The 13,673-nt window shown below is 49.3% G+C and carries 8 protein-coding genes; 1 reads left to right on the top strand and 7 read right to left on the bottom strand.

Annotated features, from left to right (window positions below):
* Positions 1-9 precede the first annotated feature (9 nt).
* Genes ACAN56_RS01130 through ACAN56_RS01115 form a run of 4 tightly spaced genes read right to left on the bottom strand, consistent with a single transcriptional unit; the run spans position 10 to position 9,439 of the window.
* Complete coding sequence (locus tag ACAN56_RS01130; protein ID WP_038592454.1) at positions 10-717, bottom strand: thioesterase II family protein; 708 nt, start codon at positions 715-717, stop codon at positions 10-12.
* Entirely contained in the window at positions 714-2,279 is a 1,566-nt protein-coding gene (locus ACAN56_RS01125) for a serine hydrolase domain-containing protein (RefSeq protein ID WP_379139862.1), read from the bottom strand. The genes ACAN56_RS01130 and ACAN56_RS01125 overlap by 4 nt, the downstream gene beginning before the upstream one ends.
* A 13-nt stretch (positions 2,280-2,292) precedes the next feature.
* Positions 2,293-6,765: an amino acid adenylation domain-containing protein gene (locus ACAN56_RS01120; RefSeq protein ID WP_379139860.1), complete on the bottom strand. Its 4,473-nt coding sequence runs from the start codon at positions 6,763-6,765 to the stop codon at positions 2,293-2,295.
* 1 nt (position 6,766) lies between these two features.
* A complete protein-coding gene (locus ACAN56_RS01115; protein WP_379139858.1) occupies positions 6,767-9,439 on the bottom strand; it encodes a type I polyketide synthase in 2,673 nt (890 codons plus the stop codon).
* A 397-nt stretch (positions 9,440-9,836) separates the two neighbouring features.
* Here ACAN56_RS01115 and ACAN56_RS01110 point away from each other — a divergent pair, with 397 nt between their 5' ends.
* Positions 9,837-10,520 (top strand): 4'-phosphopantetheinyl transferase family protein, encoded by a 684-nt coding sequence (locus ACAN56_RS01110; RefSeq protein ID WP_379139856.1) that lies wholly within the window; start codon positions 9,837-9,839, stop codon positions 10,518-10,520.
* A 303-nt stretch (positions 10,521-10,823) separates the two neighbouring features.
* Here ACAN56_RS01110 and ACAN56_RS01105 read toward each other — a convergent pair whose 3' ends face one another.
* The 3 genes from ACAN56_RS01105 to ACAN56_RS01095 all read right to left on the bottom strand — a co-directional run bounded on the left by ACAN56_RS01105 (position 10,824) and on the right by ACAN56_RS01095 (position 13,649).
* Positions 10,824-11,264: a hypothetical protein gene (locus ACAN56_RS01105; protein WP_379139854.1), complete on the bottom strand. Its 441-nt coding sequence runs from the start codon at positions 11,262-11,264 to the stop codon at positions 10,824-10,826.
* Positions 11,265-11,355: 91 nt separating this feature from the next.
* Positions 11,356-12,456: a GerAB/ArcD/ProY family transporter gene (locus tag ACAN56_RS01100; RefSeq protein WP_379139852.1), complete on the bottom strand. Its 1,101-nt coding sequence runs from the start codon at positions 12,454-12,456 to the stop codon at positions 11,356-11,358.
* Positions 12,453-13,649: a Ger(x)C family spore germination protein gene (locus ACAN56_RS01095; RefSeq protein ID WP_379139849.1), complete on the bottom strand. Its 1,197-nt coding sequence runs from the start codon at positions 13,647-13,649 to the stop codon at positions 12,453-12,455. Before ACAN56_RS01095 ends, ACAN56_RS01100 begins: the two co-directional genes overlap by 4 nt.
* Positions 13,650-13,673: the final 24 nt, after the last annotated feature.

The following is a 13,673-nucleotide window of genomic DNA, read 5'->3' as shown; positions in this document are numbered from 1 at the left end:
TGGGCCTCCTCACTTATGAACGGCAAGTGCATCCTGAATGGCGGCGATCACATCATCCTGCCGGTCATGAATGAAAAAGTGGCCGCCGGGCAGATTTTTGATCACCATGCTCCCGCTGATATACTGCTCCCACTCTATCCCGTTCTCCGCAGGCATCAAGGGATCATCGGTGCCGAGCATGACCGTGCAATCCACCGGAAGCTTCACGCACCGGCCGTTACCGGCATATAACTCGTAGATTCTATAGTCCGCTTTGATGATCGGCAGAAAAACTCTCATTAGCTCCGAGTGATTAACCAGTTCCTGAGCGGTACCGCCCAGCTTGATGATTTCTTGAAGGAATAGCTCGTCCGGCAGTTTATGCAGTTGCTCCTCTCCATAACGCAGGTGCGGGGGATTACAGCCAGAGAGGAAGACATGTACCGGAAGCGCCTGTCCGCTCTCCAGGAGCCGCACACTCAGTTCATAAGCCGCCAGTCCTCCCAGGCTGTGTCCGTACAGCGCATATGGACTCCCCTGAAGCTGGCTGCCAATATGCTGTACAAGATCGTCAATCAATTCCTCCATACTGCCGCATAGCTTGGACCCGAACCGTTTGCCTCTGCCTGGAAATTCAAGGGGTACCACTTCGATATTTTCTGGCAGCAGAGTCCTCCATTTCAGGTAGATGGCTGCTGAGCTGCCGGAATACGGAATTGTAAAAAGCTTGATAGTCATAAGGAAGCCTCCTCTTGAATCACTTGCGGCTGTGTCCGGCGGTCCGTTTGCACCTCTGGATGTAGCGGGAACCACATTTTTAACAGTCTTAAGGCCGGGAACATCGTTCCTGTGATTGCGATCAAAATCATAGCCGGGACTATCGTAAACGGTGCCCAGACGACAATAAATCTCCAAGGATAACCCCAAAAAAGCATTTTGGGTATATACCAGGCTAAGCCCACAATAAAAGCGGCTAGGATAACAAAACCGGATGTCTTGACGTATAGGGCGAAAGAAGGTCTCCTGCTCATCCGTCTGCCACTGCGGATCAAACGCAGATCCTTGACCCATACGTAGATCATCCAGAGACAAAGAGCCGCACAAATGAGGATAATGATCCGTCCTGCGAGATTCGCCGTGTCCATAGTATCCATTGGTGCAGCGGCAGGTTTCAGATCTTGCTGCAAGGCATACAATCCCTCGCAGATGGCGTAAGTCGCCGTCGTATTCCGATTCCCCAGGACAGCAACTCCGATTTGTTTTACTGGATCAAACAAGACGTAAGAAGAGAAATTTGGATTATTGCCCCCGTGTGAATAGAGGGTATGATCTCCTTTGTTAAATACAAGCCAGCCACCGCCATAATGAAAAGGTGTCGTGTACGGAGGAGTTTCTGTTGCCTTGACCGTTTCATCGGGAATCTGCGCACGGGCAATGGCCCCCCTAAGCTCTGAAGGCGCTGCTGCCGGGTTCATATGCAGATTCAACCAGTTGGCCATATCCTTAGCGCTTGACAAAATGTAGCCTGCGGGTGTATTCCCGCGGTAGACGGGGGCTTGATACTCTCTGTTGCCGATAAGTCCAGGCTTGTATCCTTGGGAGATTTCCTTGCCACCTTGCAAGATCGCTCTTCCTGCGGATGTTTGCTCTAAACCCAAAGGCTGCAAAACTTCAGCGGACATATAAGATTCATAGGACATCCCGCTCACAGCTTCAATAATCGCGCCAAGTACATCATAATTTCCGGTGGAGTACAGAAATTGGGTCCCCGGTTTATACCAGAGCGGGTTTTCGCTTAGTCCGCGCACCGTATTCTGGAGTGCGTTGTCTTCGGTGGACGGATCAATCAGCGCAACGGAATCACTGCCCAGTCCACTGGTCTGGTGGAGGAAATGCCCGACCGTTGGTTCCGCAGACTCCCCCTTCGCTTGCAGTGCTAACCATGGCAGATAGCGGGTTACCGGCGCTTCCAGGTCTACAAGCCCTCTTTCGACAAGCAGCAGCAGACCGACGCCGGTGAAGGCTTTACTGTTGGAGCCAAGTTCGAACAAGGTGTCCGGGGTTACCGGTATATTCCGGCTGGCGTCAGCTTTGCCATACCCCTTAACATAAGTCTTGTCACCGCGAAGCACAGCTACAGAGACACCGGGAAGATCCATCTGATCCATCAGCCTAAGCACATATTCGTCGACGGACTCAGCCGAAATCCCGCTACCAGCAGTATTTGCCGAAGCTGGCGGCAGCGCAGTTATACCAAGCAGAATACAGGCACAGAGCATTTTGATTAGCAAGCGGTTCATGCCATCCCCCCTGTTATTTGAATAACGAATCCAACTCCTCTTGTGTCATATCCACCGCATCAAAATCGGCGGGTGTCCAGTTTGGCTCCCTCTGAACCGGCGGTTGAGTGAGAAGTTCCACAAAGAGGGCTTCATACCGCTCCATCCACTGCTCCATGACCTTGTCCGGCATACTGGAGGGATAACGTAACTCCAGATACAGTCTGCGCTTCAGAATATAAGCGTTGATCTCCAGTGCGAATGGTGTTGCATTGTCTTCGGCCATATCCGGTCCTGTTGGCTCATTCAGAACACGCAACAGCCCATTCCCGTAATCCTCCTGAAATTCCCCGAGATAATTGAACAAAATCCGGGGAACAGCCGGTGTAATCTGCCCTAATCCATAAGCCAAAATGCCATATCCCAGCCCTTTGCGGGGCACCGCCCTAAACTGTTGGAGAATGTTATCCCTCTTCTCGATTACACCTGTACCTGCCTCAACCGTAATTCTGACCGGATACAGACTGGTGAACCAGCCAGTGGTACGCGAGAGATCAATTTCAGGGAACAAGGGCTCCCGGCCATGTCCTTCCAGCCAAATGACCTGCGTCTGCCAGTCCCAGGTATCATGAAGTGCCAGGGCAAGCGCAGTCTGCAGCAGCTCATGGGGCTGCAGACCGTTAATCTGCTGGCACTGTTCAAGCAATAGCCCCGTTTCTGTAGGGCCGAACGTCAGCGTACGAAGTGTCGTGCGTCCACTACCCGGTTGCCCTAAACAAAGCCAATGATCATCTGGGAGGTTGTAATTTCCGCTCCAATATTCCCGCTCCCGCTGGACCAGCGGTTCAGTGCGTTCGCTCAGCGCCAGGGCCCAGCGCTTGAACGATGATGTTTTGGGCAGACACTGGCGTTCTCCCTGAAGCAATCGTCCCAAATCCTCCATAATAATCCGCCATGAGACACCGTCTATGCAGACATGGTGAGCCGCCAGCAGCAGACGATTAGCACGTCCCGGCTCCATAATCAGACAGGCGCGGAAGGGGAAATGTTCCTGCTCAGTAAGGCGTATGCCTGCCTTCAGTGCGGAGGTATATGACAGTAACTCTTGAGCGCGTTGTTTAGGATCGAATCCGGTCAAATCAAGTACATTTAGCTGGAACTCATACACAGAAAGGTTATTGTTATAGGCTAGCTGCTGCTGTACAGAGTCATAATGCAAGCGCAAGGAGTCATGCAGCCGGATCAATTGCCTTAAACTGTCTTCAAGGGTATGCGTGGCAACATCTTCTCTGATCTCCAGCAGCATCGATTGCAGATAGTAGTCTTCATTCTTAAGCTCCCGGGAGAAAAACCACGACAGGATCGGTGTCAACGGGACGATTCCCTCCGGCGGACCCTGCGGCTGAACCACCTTATCTTCCGTGAGATGCAGCAGCATTTCGCTTATGAGGGGATGATCCAGAATGTCAGCCGCGCTGAGTTGAAGTCCTTGGTTTTTGAGCAGGCTTGAAATCTGAATCGCTTTGATGGAATCCCCGCCCAGATTGAAAAAACGGTCCTCCAGGCTGATTTCCCTACGGTCTAGAACGGTCCGTAGTGCGGATAAAAGGCGTTCAGTCTGCGTCCCTCCTTCGTACTCCTGGACCTCTGCAGCGGCGGCATTTAAATCTTGTGCAAGCTGCCTCCGATTGGCCTTCCCATTAGCAGTAAGCGGAATCTCTGCCCTGAAAATGATGCGTCCCGGAACCATGTATCCAGGCAGGATGCCTGCCAGACGGCTGCGGATATCCAACGCTGTAAGCGAGCCTCCGACAATACAGGCGACCAGTTCCATACCGGGGCCTTCACCCTCCGTCAAAACAACTGCATTACGGATGCCCTCCATCTCCAGCAGGTGATGTTCAATCTCTTCCGTCTCGATTCGGTAGCCTCTAACCTTAAGCTGGGTATCGCAGCGGCCGATATATTCCATCACTCCGCCTTCACCCCACCGGACCAGATCCCCCGTACGATACATCCGGTTGCCCTTGTTCACTGAATCCGGCAAGAATCGTTCCGCCGTCAGCTCGGGTTGATGGACGTAGCCAGCCGCAACACCGGGGCCGGAGATATAGAGTTCTCCCCTCGCACCTGGAGGCAGCGGCCGCAAATCCCTATCCAATATATATAGCTTCGCATTTGCAGCAGGTACTCCTATAGGAACCGCCGCTCCCTTGTCTTTTATGGAATCATAACGGTAAATCATACAGCCTACGGTTGCTTCCGTTGGCCCGTATTCGTTATAAATAGCCAGATTGGGCCCGTAGGCTTGCTGAACGGCTGCTGCAAGGCCGGTTTTGAGACTCTCCCCGCCTACAATCAGTGTCCGCAAGGCAGCATCCGGCCTCCGTTCTTCCCCCATAAGCGCAAGATGGGAAGGGGTAAGCTTGATTACTGTAGCTCTGTTCTCGCTCAGAATCCGGCTCAAGGTATAGTCCTCGCCGCTGGAGGGGTATATCCTCAACTGGGTGCCGCTGACCAGCGGTACGAACAAGGATGTCAGCGTCAGATCAAAGGCGATTGAGGAATAAAAGGCGAACACTTCGTGTTCCGAGGTCAAGTATTCTGCTGCTGCCCAAGTGATATAGTTGGCCAGGTTAGAATGAAGAACTTTAACCCCTTTGGGCGCTCCTGTAGATCCCGAGGTATATAGGATGTAAGCCGTTTTTTCAGGCCTTGGCCTCTGCTGTTCCCCCGCAGACAACGGTCTATGCCGGAGCAGATGCCGGGGATTGCGCGTTGGAATAGGCCAGACGAAAGCCGGTTCCTCTGGCAGATCGGTCAACAGGCAGATTGCTCCCGAGTCTCGGAGTGTATACTCCGCTCTGGCGGCCGGAACTCCGGGGTCAAGCGGCAGAAAAGCCGCACCGCACTGAAGAATCGCTAGAATTGCAATGATCAGTTCGGGAGAATGATGCATCCGTACGCCTATAACGCCTGACACTTGCGGAAATTCTACGGTCAGGGCTGCCGCAAGGCAATTGACCTGCTGCGCCAATTCTGCAAAGGTCAGCTTCTCATCTGCACAGCTCACGGCAATCCGATTCGGATGGAGCCGAACCTGATCTGCGTATAGATCCATAACCGTCTTTTCAAGTGGATAGTTATGGATTGAATGCTGGTTGTAATGAATCAAAGTTTGTTCCAATTGTCTTTCGGTAGACAGCGTCAGTTCCTTCAATGGGAGGTCTGGAGTATGCACCATCTGGTTCAACACATGCAGGAGACATTCCACCAGCGACTCTGCCTCTTCCTTGCCAATGATCTGAGTCTGGTAGTCCAGAGTGAACAATAACGTGCCATCCTCGGACCAGTCCTTGATCATCAACTGTACGGGATAAGCCTGCTCGCCGGAGTAGAACTCCTCATTGCTAATCATCATGCTGTCCACGGTTGTCAGCAGGTGGGTATTATAATAATTCACAGCGGCCTGGTATAAGCTGCCATGCCCTTTTTTTCGCAACTGAAGATGTTTTGCAAGGAGATCGAACGGATACTTGTGATTAGCGAGATTACGTGAATATTCACGGCGTACCCGCTGTAAAAATGTACGTATGGACAGGCCTTCCTTAAGATGCAGTGACAGCGGCAGATTGCCAGTGAACATGCCAACCGTTGCCTTGGTGTGTGCAGAGCGGTTGGACACGGGTATGGACAGGATTAGATCTTCTCTCTGGTAATACCTGCCTAATACCAACCCGAATGCGGCAGATAAAAATAGGGGCAATGACACATTAAGCTCTGGCAGAACACGGGTAATCTGCTCGGTGGCCTGCTTGTCGAGCAGGCGGGTATAGCGGCTGCCGGCCGGAGCAGTGGCAGTTTTGTCAAACAGAGGTTCGGGAAGAATGTCAAATTTGTTCTCCCAGAATTGTTTGTTGCTCTGACAGCGCTGAGAGCTCAGGTATTGACTTTCGAGATCAAGATAAGTCAAATAGGAGGGTTCGGACACCGCACAGTCAGAGATGTCTTCCCTGCCCAGCGATTCATAATGTCCGAGAATTTGTCTGGTCAGCAGGTCCATTGACCAGCCGTCGCAGATGATATGATGGGCTTTCAGGAGAAAACCATTATCCTGCTCCCCCACCTTGAAGGTAGCGATGTGGTATAAAGGAGAATCGAAAAGTTCAAATCGTTTTGCCGCCTCTGCCTTCACCCACCTCTCATAAGCCGTCTGGGGATTGGCATATGAGCTGAAGTCGTAGCGGGGCAACGGCTGTAGCGAAGTAGTATCCGCTACATATTGTTGCGGTTCTCCGTCTTGTGCCCGCAAACGCAGGCGCAGGCCATCATGAGATTGAATCACATTCTGGATCGAAGTTTCCAAACGGGGGAAGTCGAGCGTTCCGTGAATACGCACACAGCCACCAATATGATGTACGGCTGTCTGGGGATGAAGGCATTCGGTATACCAAATTCTCTTTTGGGGATGGCTTAAACGATGCAATGCCTTATTCACAAGATCCATATCAGTGTCCGCCTTTCGCAGATATAGAATTCAGTCTCCAGGATTCAATGGATTCGGCTAATCGGGCTATCGTCTGCTGCTCCAAAAAAACTTCAAGTCTAAGCGTCACGCAAAACTGTTCACATATATGTGCATGCAAGGAAGCTGCCAGCAGCGAGTTGCCTCCCAGTTCATAATAATTGTCGTTGATTCCGATCGGGGCCACCCCCAGATACAGCTCCCAAGCTGCAACCAGGTCCCGTTCAACCTCTGTTCTTGGTGCGATGTATCCATCCAACTGCTCTGGCCGCAAGTTGACGGGTTCCGAAATGGGCTGAAGCGGTCCGGTAGTATCAAGTGCAGAATCATCACGCTCCACCCAGCAGCGTGTTCTTTCAAATGGATAGGCAGGCAATTCAATGCGGCGGCGGCGTTCCCCTTGATAATATGCCTTCCAATTGACGGGGCAGCCTTCCATCCAGACTTTGCCGAGAAGAAGGAAAATACTCTTCCATTCTGTCACTCCATGACTTTCCGAAGGTTCACCGAGATTCATATCAAGCACCAGCCGATCTATTTCATTCTTACTGCTGGTCTGTAATGAGGCTCCGTTTTCCAGGGCATCCGCCAGATATGCTGTCCAAAAATCGCTGCTGCTCCACTCCGTATGAGTCATCGGGTCCCTCCCCGGCGGTGCTGCAAGTGGAACCTTCATCGGCCCCGTTTTCAGACTGGAGACACGTTGCCGGTAGCTTCGGACAAAAGTACCCCGCGCCTCACCCGAAGTTGCGAGTGCGGCTGTAAAGGAGCTGCCCAGATACAAAGCATCCGCATGAGTCAGGAGGCCACAGGCATAAGCGGCGGCAAATAAGCCGCTGCCCGTACCTTGGCAGCCCGAGGGATGGATTCCCCAGCTCTCCCAGAGTTTGAACAAGGAGATCTGCACGATTAATGCGTATGTGGCTTGTTCCTGCAATGCCGAATCTCCCTTACCGAACCATTCCTCTGCCAGCTTCTTACCCTGCACGAAGTTGTTGTAGAATACCGTTTCCTCAGCGATCCAATCCCCAAGCTCAGGAGCCTCGAAATTGGATAGGTCCGGGAAGTGGAACAAGGGCATGCCCGCAAGATCGGGGTTATCCTTCCTGCTAGTCTCCCGTTCCATCCATTGCGTCTCACCTCCGCAGCCGTATAGCCAAATTGCCCGGTGCTCAAACAGCTTCCGTCCGGTTTGCAGTGTATAGGCTGCATCCGCTAACTGTTCTTCTGAAGCAGAGCTTAGAAATTGCTGCAAGGATTGCTTTTGCCTCTTGAGCGCTTCTGCACTTTTGGCGGAGAGGACGAACAATTTGCTGCGCCGTAAGGAAGGTTCCTTTGGCAACACGGGCGCTTCTTGCAGGATAACATGTGCATTGGTGCCTCCAAGCCCAAAGGAGCTGACCCCAGCCAGACGCCGCTGATTGGGGCTGCTCCACTCCAGCGGAACAGGATTCAGATAAAACGGGCTCTGGCCCGTCATTAATCTGTCGTGTGGTGTATCTGCATGAATAGCGGGTGGCAGTATCCTCTCTCGCAGGGCCATGACTGCTTTGATTAACCCAACAATACCTGCGGATGGCCCCGTATGACCGACGTTAGATTTGACCGAACCCAAAGCACAAAAAGCGTTTTTTTCAGTATGTCTGGCAAATACCTCATGCAGTGCCTCAAGCTCAATCGCATCTCCTAGAGGAGTGCCGGTACCATGAGCTTCTATGTAACAGATGTCCTCGGCGCTTACGTCTGCGTTCATCTGTGCGCGTTCAATAACCTGAATCTGACCTTTGACTGCGGGAGCTGTATATCCGGCTTTGAGGGCTCCGTCATTATTGACGGCAGAACCTTTAATAACAGCATGAATGGTGTCGCCATCCTCAAGGGCATCACTATATCTTTTCAGTACGACGCAACCTGCCCCATCGCTGTACAAGGTTCCAGTAGCCTGCTTATCGAACGCCCGGAGATGCCCATCAGCGGACAACAACCCGTTGTCTTGATAGTAATAGCCGTTGGCTTGGGGAATGCCGAGTGTTGCACCTCCACATACCATCATGTCACTGGAGTAAGTGAGCAGACTCTCGCAAGCCAGATGTACAGCAACCAGCGAGCTGGAACAGGCAGACTGAACATTCAGCACTGGTCCGGTAAGGCCTAGCTTGTAAGCGGCCATCGTCGCTGCATGGTCTTTCTCACTTGCAATCTGCATTTGGAGTTCGGAGGCTGCTCTGTTGCCATTGAGAAGCGGCATAAGGTTGAACATTTGATAATAGTTCGCGTACACGCCCGCATACATCCCGATAAGACCGTCATAAGTTCCCGGATCATATCCGGCTGCCTCCAGCGCTTCCCAAGCCATCTCCAGAAGCAGACGATGCTGCGGGTCCATCAAGGACGCCTCTCTTATGTTGAAATTAAAGAAAGCAGCATCAAAATTCTCAATGTTCCGAATGTTGGTGTTTGTGCGAATAAAGTTTGGCCTTCCCTCCGCAGAAGCAACTTCTGCTTTATCCTGCGGGGATGTGTTAGCAACCACCTCTTCTCCACCCAGGATTGCTTCCCAAAACTGTGAAACGGTATCAATGCCAGGCAGACGGATGGAGAGGCCAATAATGGCAATATCCGCCTTATTATCTTCACATTCATTCTCCAATGACATGATATCACTCCCGTAATATTGCTTTCATTCAATATTATTGTAGTATTAAAACTGATTTTGACGATGTCTTGATAATACCAACTATACTATGAAAATATTTAAATAAATACCATTCTTTAGGACTATATAACAATAAAGATAATTAATATAATTTTAAGTAAGTTAATGGAATGGTGTATATATCTGCAGCATTCGACGTCCTATTATGTCGTAAAATGCCAGTAGTTCAATAATGTGCAAATTTCGGAAAGAGCTATTAGTACCAATTTAGATATGGAGTGAGTTCAGATAAATATGCTAGAATCGTATAGCTGTCCTGTTTAGAGAACGGACTTCATATTTCACAATATTCACAATAACGAAAACAAAATAAAATCTCCTAAGACAGGTGTTGTTTATGTCCAAAATTCTTGCTTTTAAGCTCACGGAGCAGCTAAGTCTGGAGAGCTATGCTTATTTTGCAGCACAGGTATCGGAAGCCCGGCGCGCACGTCTCGCCCGGTTTTTCCATAAGGAAGATGCATATCGGTCTTTATTTGGCGAGATACTGGTGCGGTACATCCTCTGCAGCCAGCTCGGTCAACGGAATGGCAATATTCAGTTCGAGGAGAATCCATTCGGCAAACCGGGGGTGTCTGGGCTGCCTGATTTTGAGTATAATGTGTCTCATTCAGGAGATTGGGTGCTGATGATCTGGGGAACGAATGAGGGTTCACTCGGAGTAGATATTGAGCAGATACGGCCCATAGATATTCAAATAGCAGAGCGTTTTTTTTCTGTGGAGGAGCGAGCGGCGTTACAAGGCAAGTCTGCCGGGGAGCGGCAGGATTTTTTTTATGACTTGTGGACATTAAAGGAAAGCTATATCAAGGCGATTGGCACGGGGCTGTCCCGGCCGCTTGATTCATTTACGGTACAACAGCGTGAAGATGGCAGCTTTAGTCTGATCACACAAGCGGAATCAATGTACTTACAGACCTATACTATCGCCCCAGACTACAAAGCCGCCGCTTGTTCAAGCTGCTGCACACTGCCGGAAGCTGCCACTTTTATTAAGCTCAGTGAGCTCTATATGTGGTGAATGTTTCATATTTCCATCACCTGTCCGGTCATTCGGTACCTCAATTCACAATTGGTTGTACGCAGGCATGGCCGGGTATCCCGGTTGTTATGGCGACGAGTCTGCGCATCCCTGCTAAAGCACAACCTACCAGGATGCCCGTTGCCTATTCCGATTGAATCCTAGCGATGCCACCAATGAATAATTAGACTGACACCAGAAGCCGAAACAGCGACAGTAAAAGGACGAGAAAACCAGTCCTAGACTGCCGCTGTTTTATTTAACTAACGTTTCCCGTTATCTTAATGATCCTTCTTTTTAGTCTTAGCTTCGTTTCCGATTATTTTTCACAATGACAATGACAAGGACTAGCAAGAATAAGCCGGCGGTATACCATACAACTTTTCCCCAATCAAATCTGGAACCGGCATATTCACCCTCATAATTAGCTTTAATGAATGACCCATCATTTATCTTAATCGCAATAGCCTCATTTTTGTCCACGTCTTTGATATTGTAATATTCAGTGCCCTTCGGATAGTGATTCGAAAAATTACCTGAGTATGTGCCTTCCTTGTCTGAAAATGATGTAACTTTGCCTATTATTGAACCGATTTGTTCCTTTTCCACTCGATTGTCAGAAATGATATAGGATTTACCGTCGTTTACAACAAAATTATATGCCCAATCCGCCTGAATTGGCCAAATTGCAAAAAAAGTACTTGCCAGCCAAAGCGGAATTATCAAAAATAGAGATTTTCTCAAACTATCCCCCCCTTGTTTCTCCTCGGAGAGCTCAAGCTCAAAAGCTGTAAGTATTTCGGGTGATTTGATCACTGAGCGCTTTTAAATGTATTTACTGACGTGATCGTCGTTTACGAATAGTGCCAACCATCCACAGCAGGAATGGGATCCCAATCAGCTCAAACGGCATTACGTAACGAACGCCCAGATAAAGCTGGATTTGGGAATTGTACAGAACAGCTTGGGGACTCTTCCATGCTATAAGATACACTGCCGGTGCAATCAACCAGATTGAATTGGTCCAACGTTTTAATCCTAACCATTGGGACATTCCATAGCATGTTATAAATAAATATAAGCTCAATTTGATAAACACACTGAAGAACCATAAAACCGACGAAAAAATTTCGATATTCTGTATGAACTCCATAAGGGAGACGAATCGCATCAACTCAAATGTTGGAATCAGCATCTTTGCCGCTAACGCTGAACCGAAAATTGATAGAGCAGTCAAGGTCATTATAGAGGATATGATTGAAACGGCCGCGACGCCCCAAACAGCAAATTTCGTTCCCTGACGGGGGTTCTTCATGAATTTTGTCACCATCAACAGGAAAACGGTGTCTCCCAGCACCGAGGCGGGCGCTAGACTTCCTCGCATAATCGTTCCTACACCTGATTCCGAGAAAACAGGAAGAATTTGCGCGAATTCATAATTGTTAAAGCTCAAGAAAGTGACCACAATGACAATCACCAAAATTAAGGGCCCCATCATTTGGCTGCACCGCCCAATCGCCTCGATTCCTCCAGCCCAGACCAAGCTTACTACGATTACCATCATGAGTAACATCAGCACGCTTGAAGGGGTTCGGTCAAACAAGATCATTTGGAAGAAATCCGAAAATTGGCGAAGAAGCGTTCCCGAAGTGATTATCCACACTATAAAAAAGGGAGTAATTATTATTTTCCCAAGCCAGCGGCCTAAAATTCTTTCACTGAATTCGCCGAGTGTCTGTTCGGGGTACAGAAGGGACAAGGCCCTGCACAGGAGAGTGATCCCGCAGGCGATAACACCCCCGATTAGGAAAGAAATCCAAGCATCCTGCTTCGTCATCTGAATGACAAGCGATTGGGTCAAGAATAATGTTATTGCACTCTCCATCGAAAACGTTATCCAAAACACTTGAATGTTAGAAATTTTAGTCGTGTTCACGGTATCGTTTCCTCCTCCTGTAAATGCAGGGCAGGTCCCGTCAGCCCTATTTGGGTTACCGTCAAATCAGCTTTCACATCGAATTCTGCCTCAGTAAAATAAAAATTCCAGTTATTTTTTAATTTCTTCCAATACGACGGACTTCTTTGGTGAAGTACCTCACCAAACCCGAAGATATCCTCATGGAAAGTCTTCTGAATTTTAAAGATGGTTTCTTTAACTCTCTTTGCTGCTTCAATTTCTAGAGCTTGCTTGACCAATTTGACATTGGCAGGATTACGAAGATCCAACCGGCCTTGGTTCTCCCTAATTAATCCTTTGCCGATCAACTGAACATGAATGACAAGCTTATCTCTTTTGTATTCTGACCAAATTTTTCGTCCCATCCGGGATAGGTGTAGGCTGACTCTCCCTTGATTTTTAGGCACGAGAGTTGTTACTGTTGTGCTGTTTAGCACACCTGTAATCCAATTCACATTCAATGCTTCCATTTGGCTGATATAACCTTTTAAATTCAACTTTTCTTTATCAAAAATGGCTATGCCATTCATCCGAAAAATTTCTTGCTGTTTCACTTCCTGATTCTCGTCACCTTTCCGATCTAAAGAAATTACGGGTAAGGTCGGGCTAACACCATCGCTGCTAGCTGCTCTTAAAAATCTCATTAATGTCGCCTGTTTCAGGCCACTTGTATATTCCAGTTCTTTGTAAGCGCCAATCGCGGGTATCTTCTCTAAGGGATACGAAGATTTGAGCAGTTCAAGGGCGGTACCACCTTTCACGACAAAGATATCGGACCGCAACCTGACCTTCGGATTCCGGGAATGTTCATCCAGGATGTCGGCGATCCCGTCCTTCGCGAAGTGTTCTCCTACAAAAACTACCCTGCGGTGGCTGGGAAATACTTCTCGGGAAAGACTTGCTTGTAAATCGGCTGCTGCCTGACTGACACTCTCCCCCTTTCCCGAAACAACGAAATTACCTATACCCTTGCCAGAGGAACCCCCTTTCCCTCCGGTTTCACCCTGTTGACCCGGTATCAAAACTTGGCCACTCAAGACGATATCCCCTCTCTCGTTCCTGTCGAACCCAGAGGCGATCCAGAGGGACCGGTTGCTAAGCTCCTTCTGGTCCCAGCATGCCGTTGTGAGCGATAGAATCAGTAGCAGGATAATCCCCAATTTTAGATACATGAGCTGTCACCTTCCTTTGAAATA

Source organism: Paenibacillus paludis (genome assembly GCF_042610515.1).
Taxonomy (GTDB): domain Bacteria; phylum Bacillota; class Bacilli; order Paenibacillales; family Paenibacillaceae; genus Paenibacillus_AQ.
This window is presented reverse-complemented; position numbering and strand designations above follow the sequence as displayed.

Bases quoted from the DNA above. Each gene is read 5' to 3' on its own strand.
- ACAN56_RS01095 (WP_379139849.1), bottom strand. From the start codon at position 13,649: ATGTATCTAAAATTGGGGATTATCCTGCTACTGATTCTATCGCTCACA.
- ACAN56_RS01120 (WP_379139860.1), bottom strand. From the start codon at position 6,765: ATGGATCTTGTGAATAAGGCATTGCATCGTTTAAGCCATCCCCAAAAG.
- ACAN56_RS01130 (WP_038592454.1), bottom strand. From the start codon at position 717: ATGACTATCAAGCTTTTTACAATTCCGTATTCCGGCAGCTCAGCAGCC.
- ACAN56_RS01115 (WP_379139858.1), bottom strand. From the start codon at position 9,439: ATGTCATTGGAGAATGAATGTGAAGATAATAAGGCGGATATTGCCATT.
- ACAN56_RS01110 (WP_379139856.1), top strand. From the start codon at position 9,837: ATGTCCAAAATTCTTGCTTTTAAGCTCACGGAGCAGCTAAGTCTGGAG.
- ACAN56_RS01125 (WP_379139862.1), bottom strand. From the start codon at position 2,279: ATGAACCGCTTGCTAATCAAAATGCTCTGTGCCTGTATTCTGCTTGGT.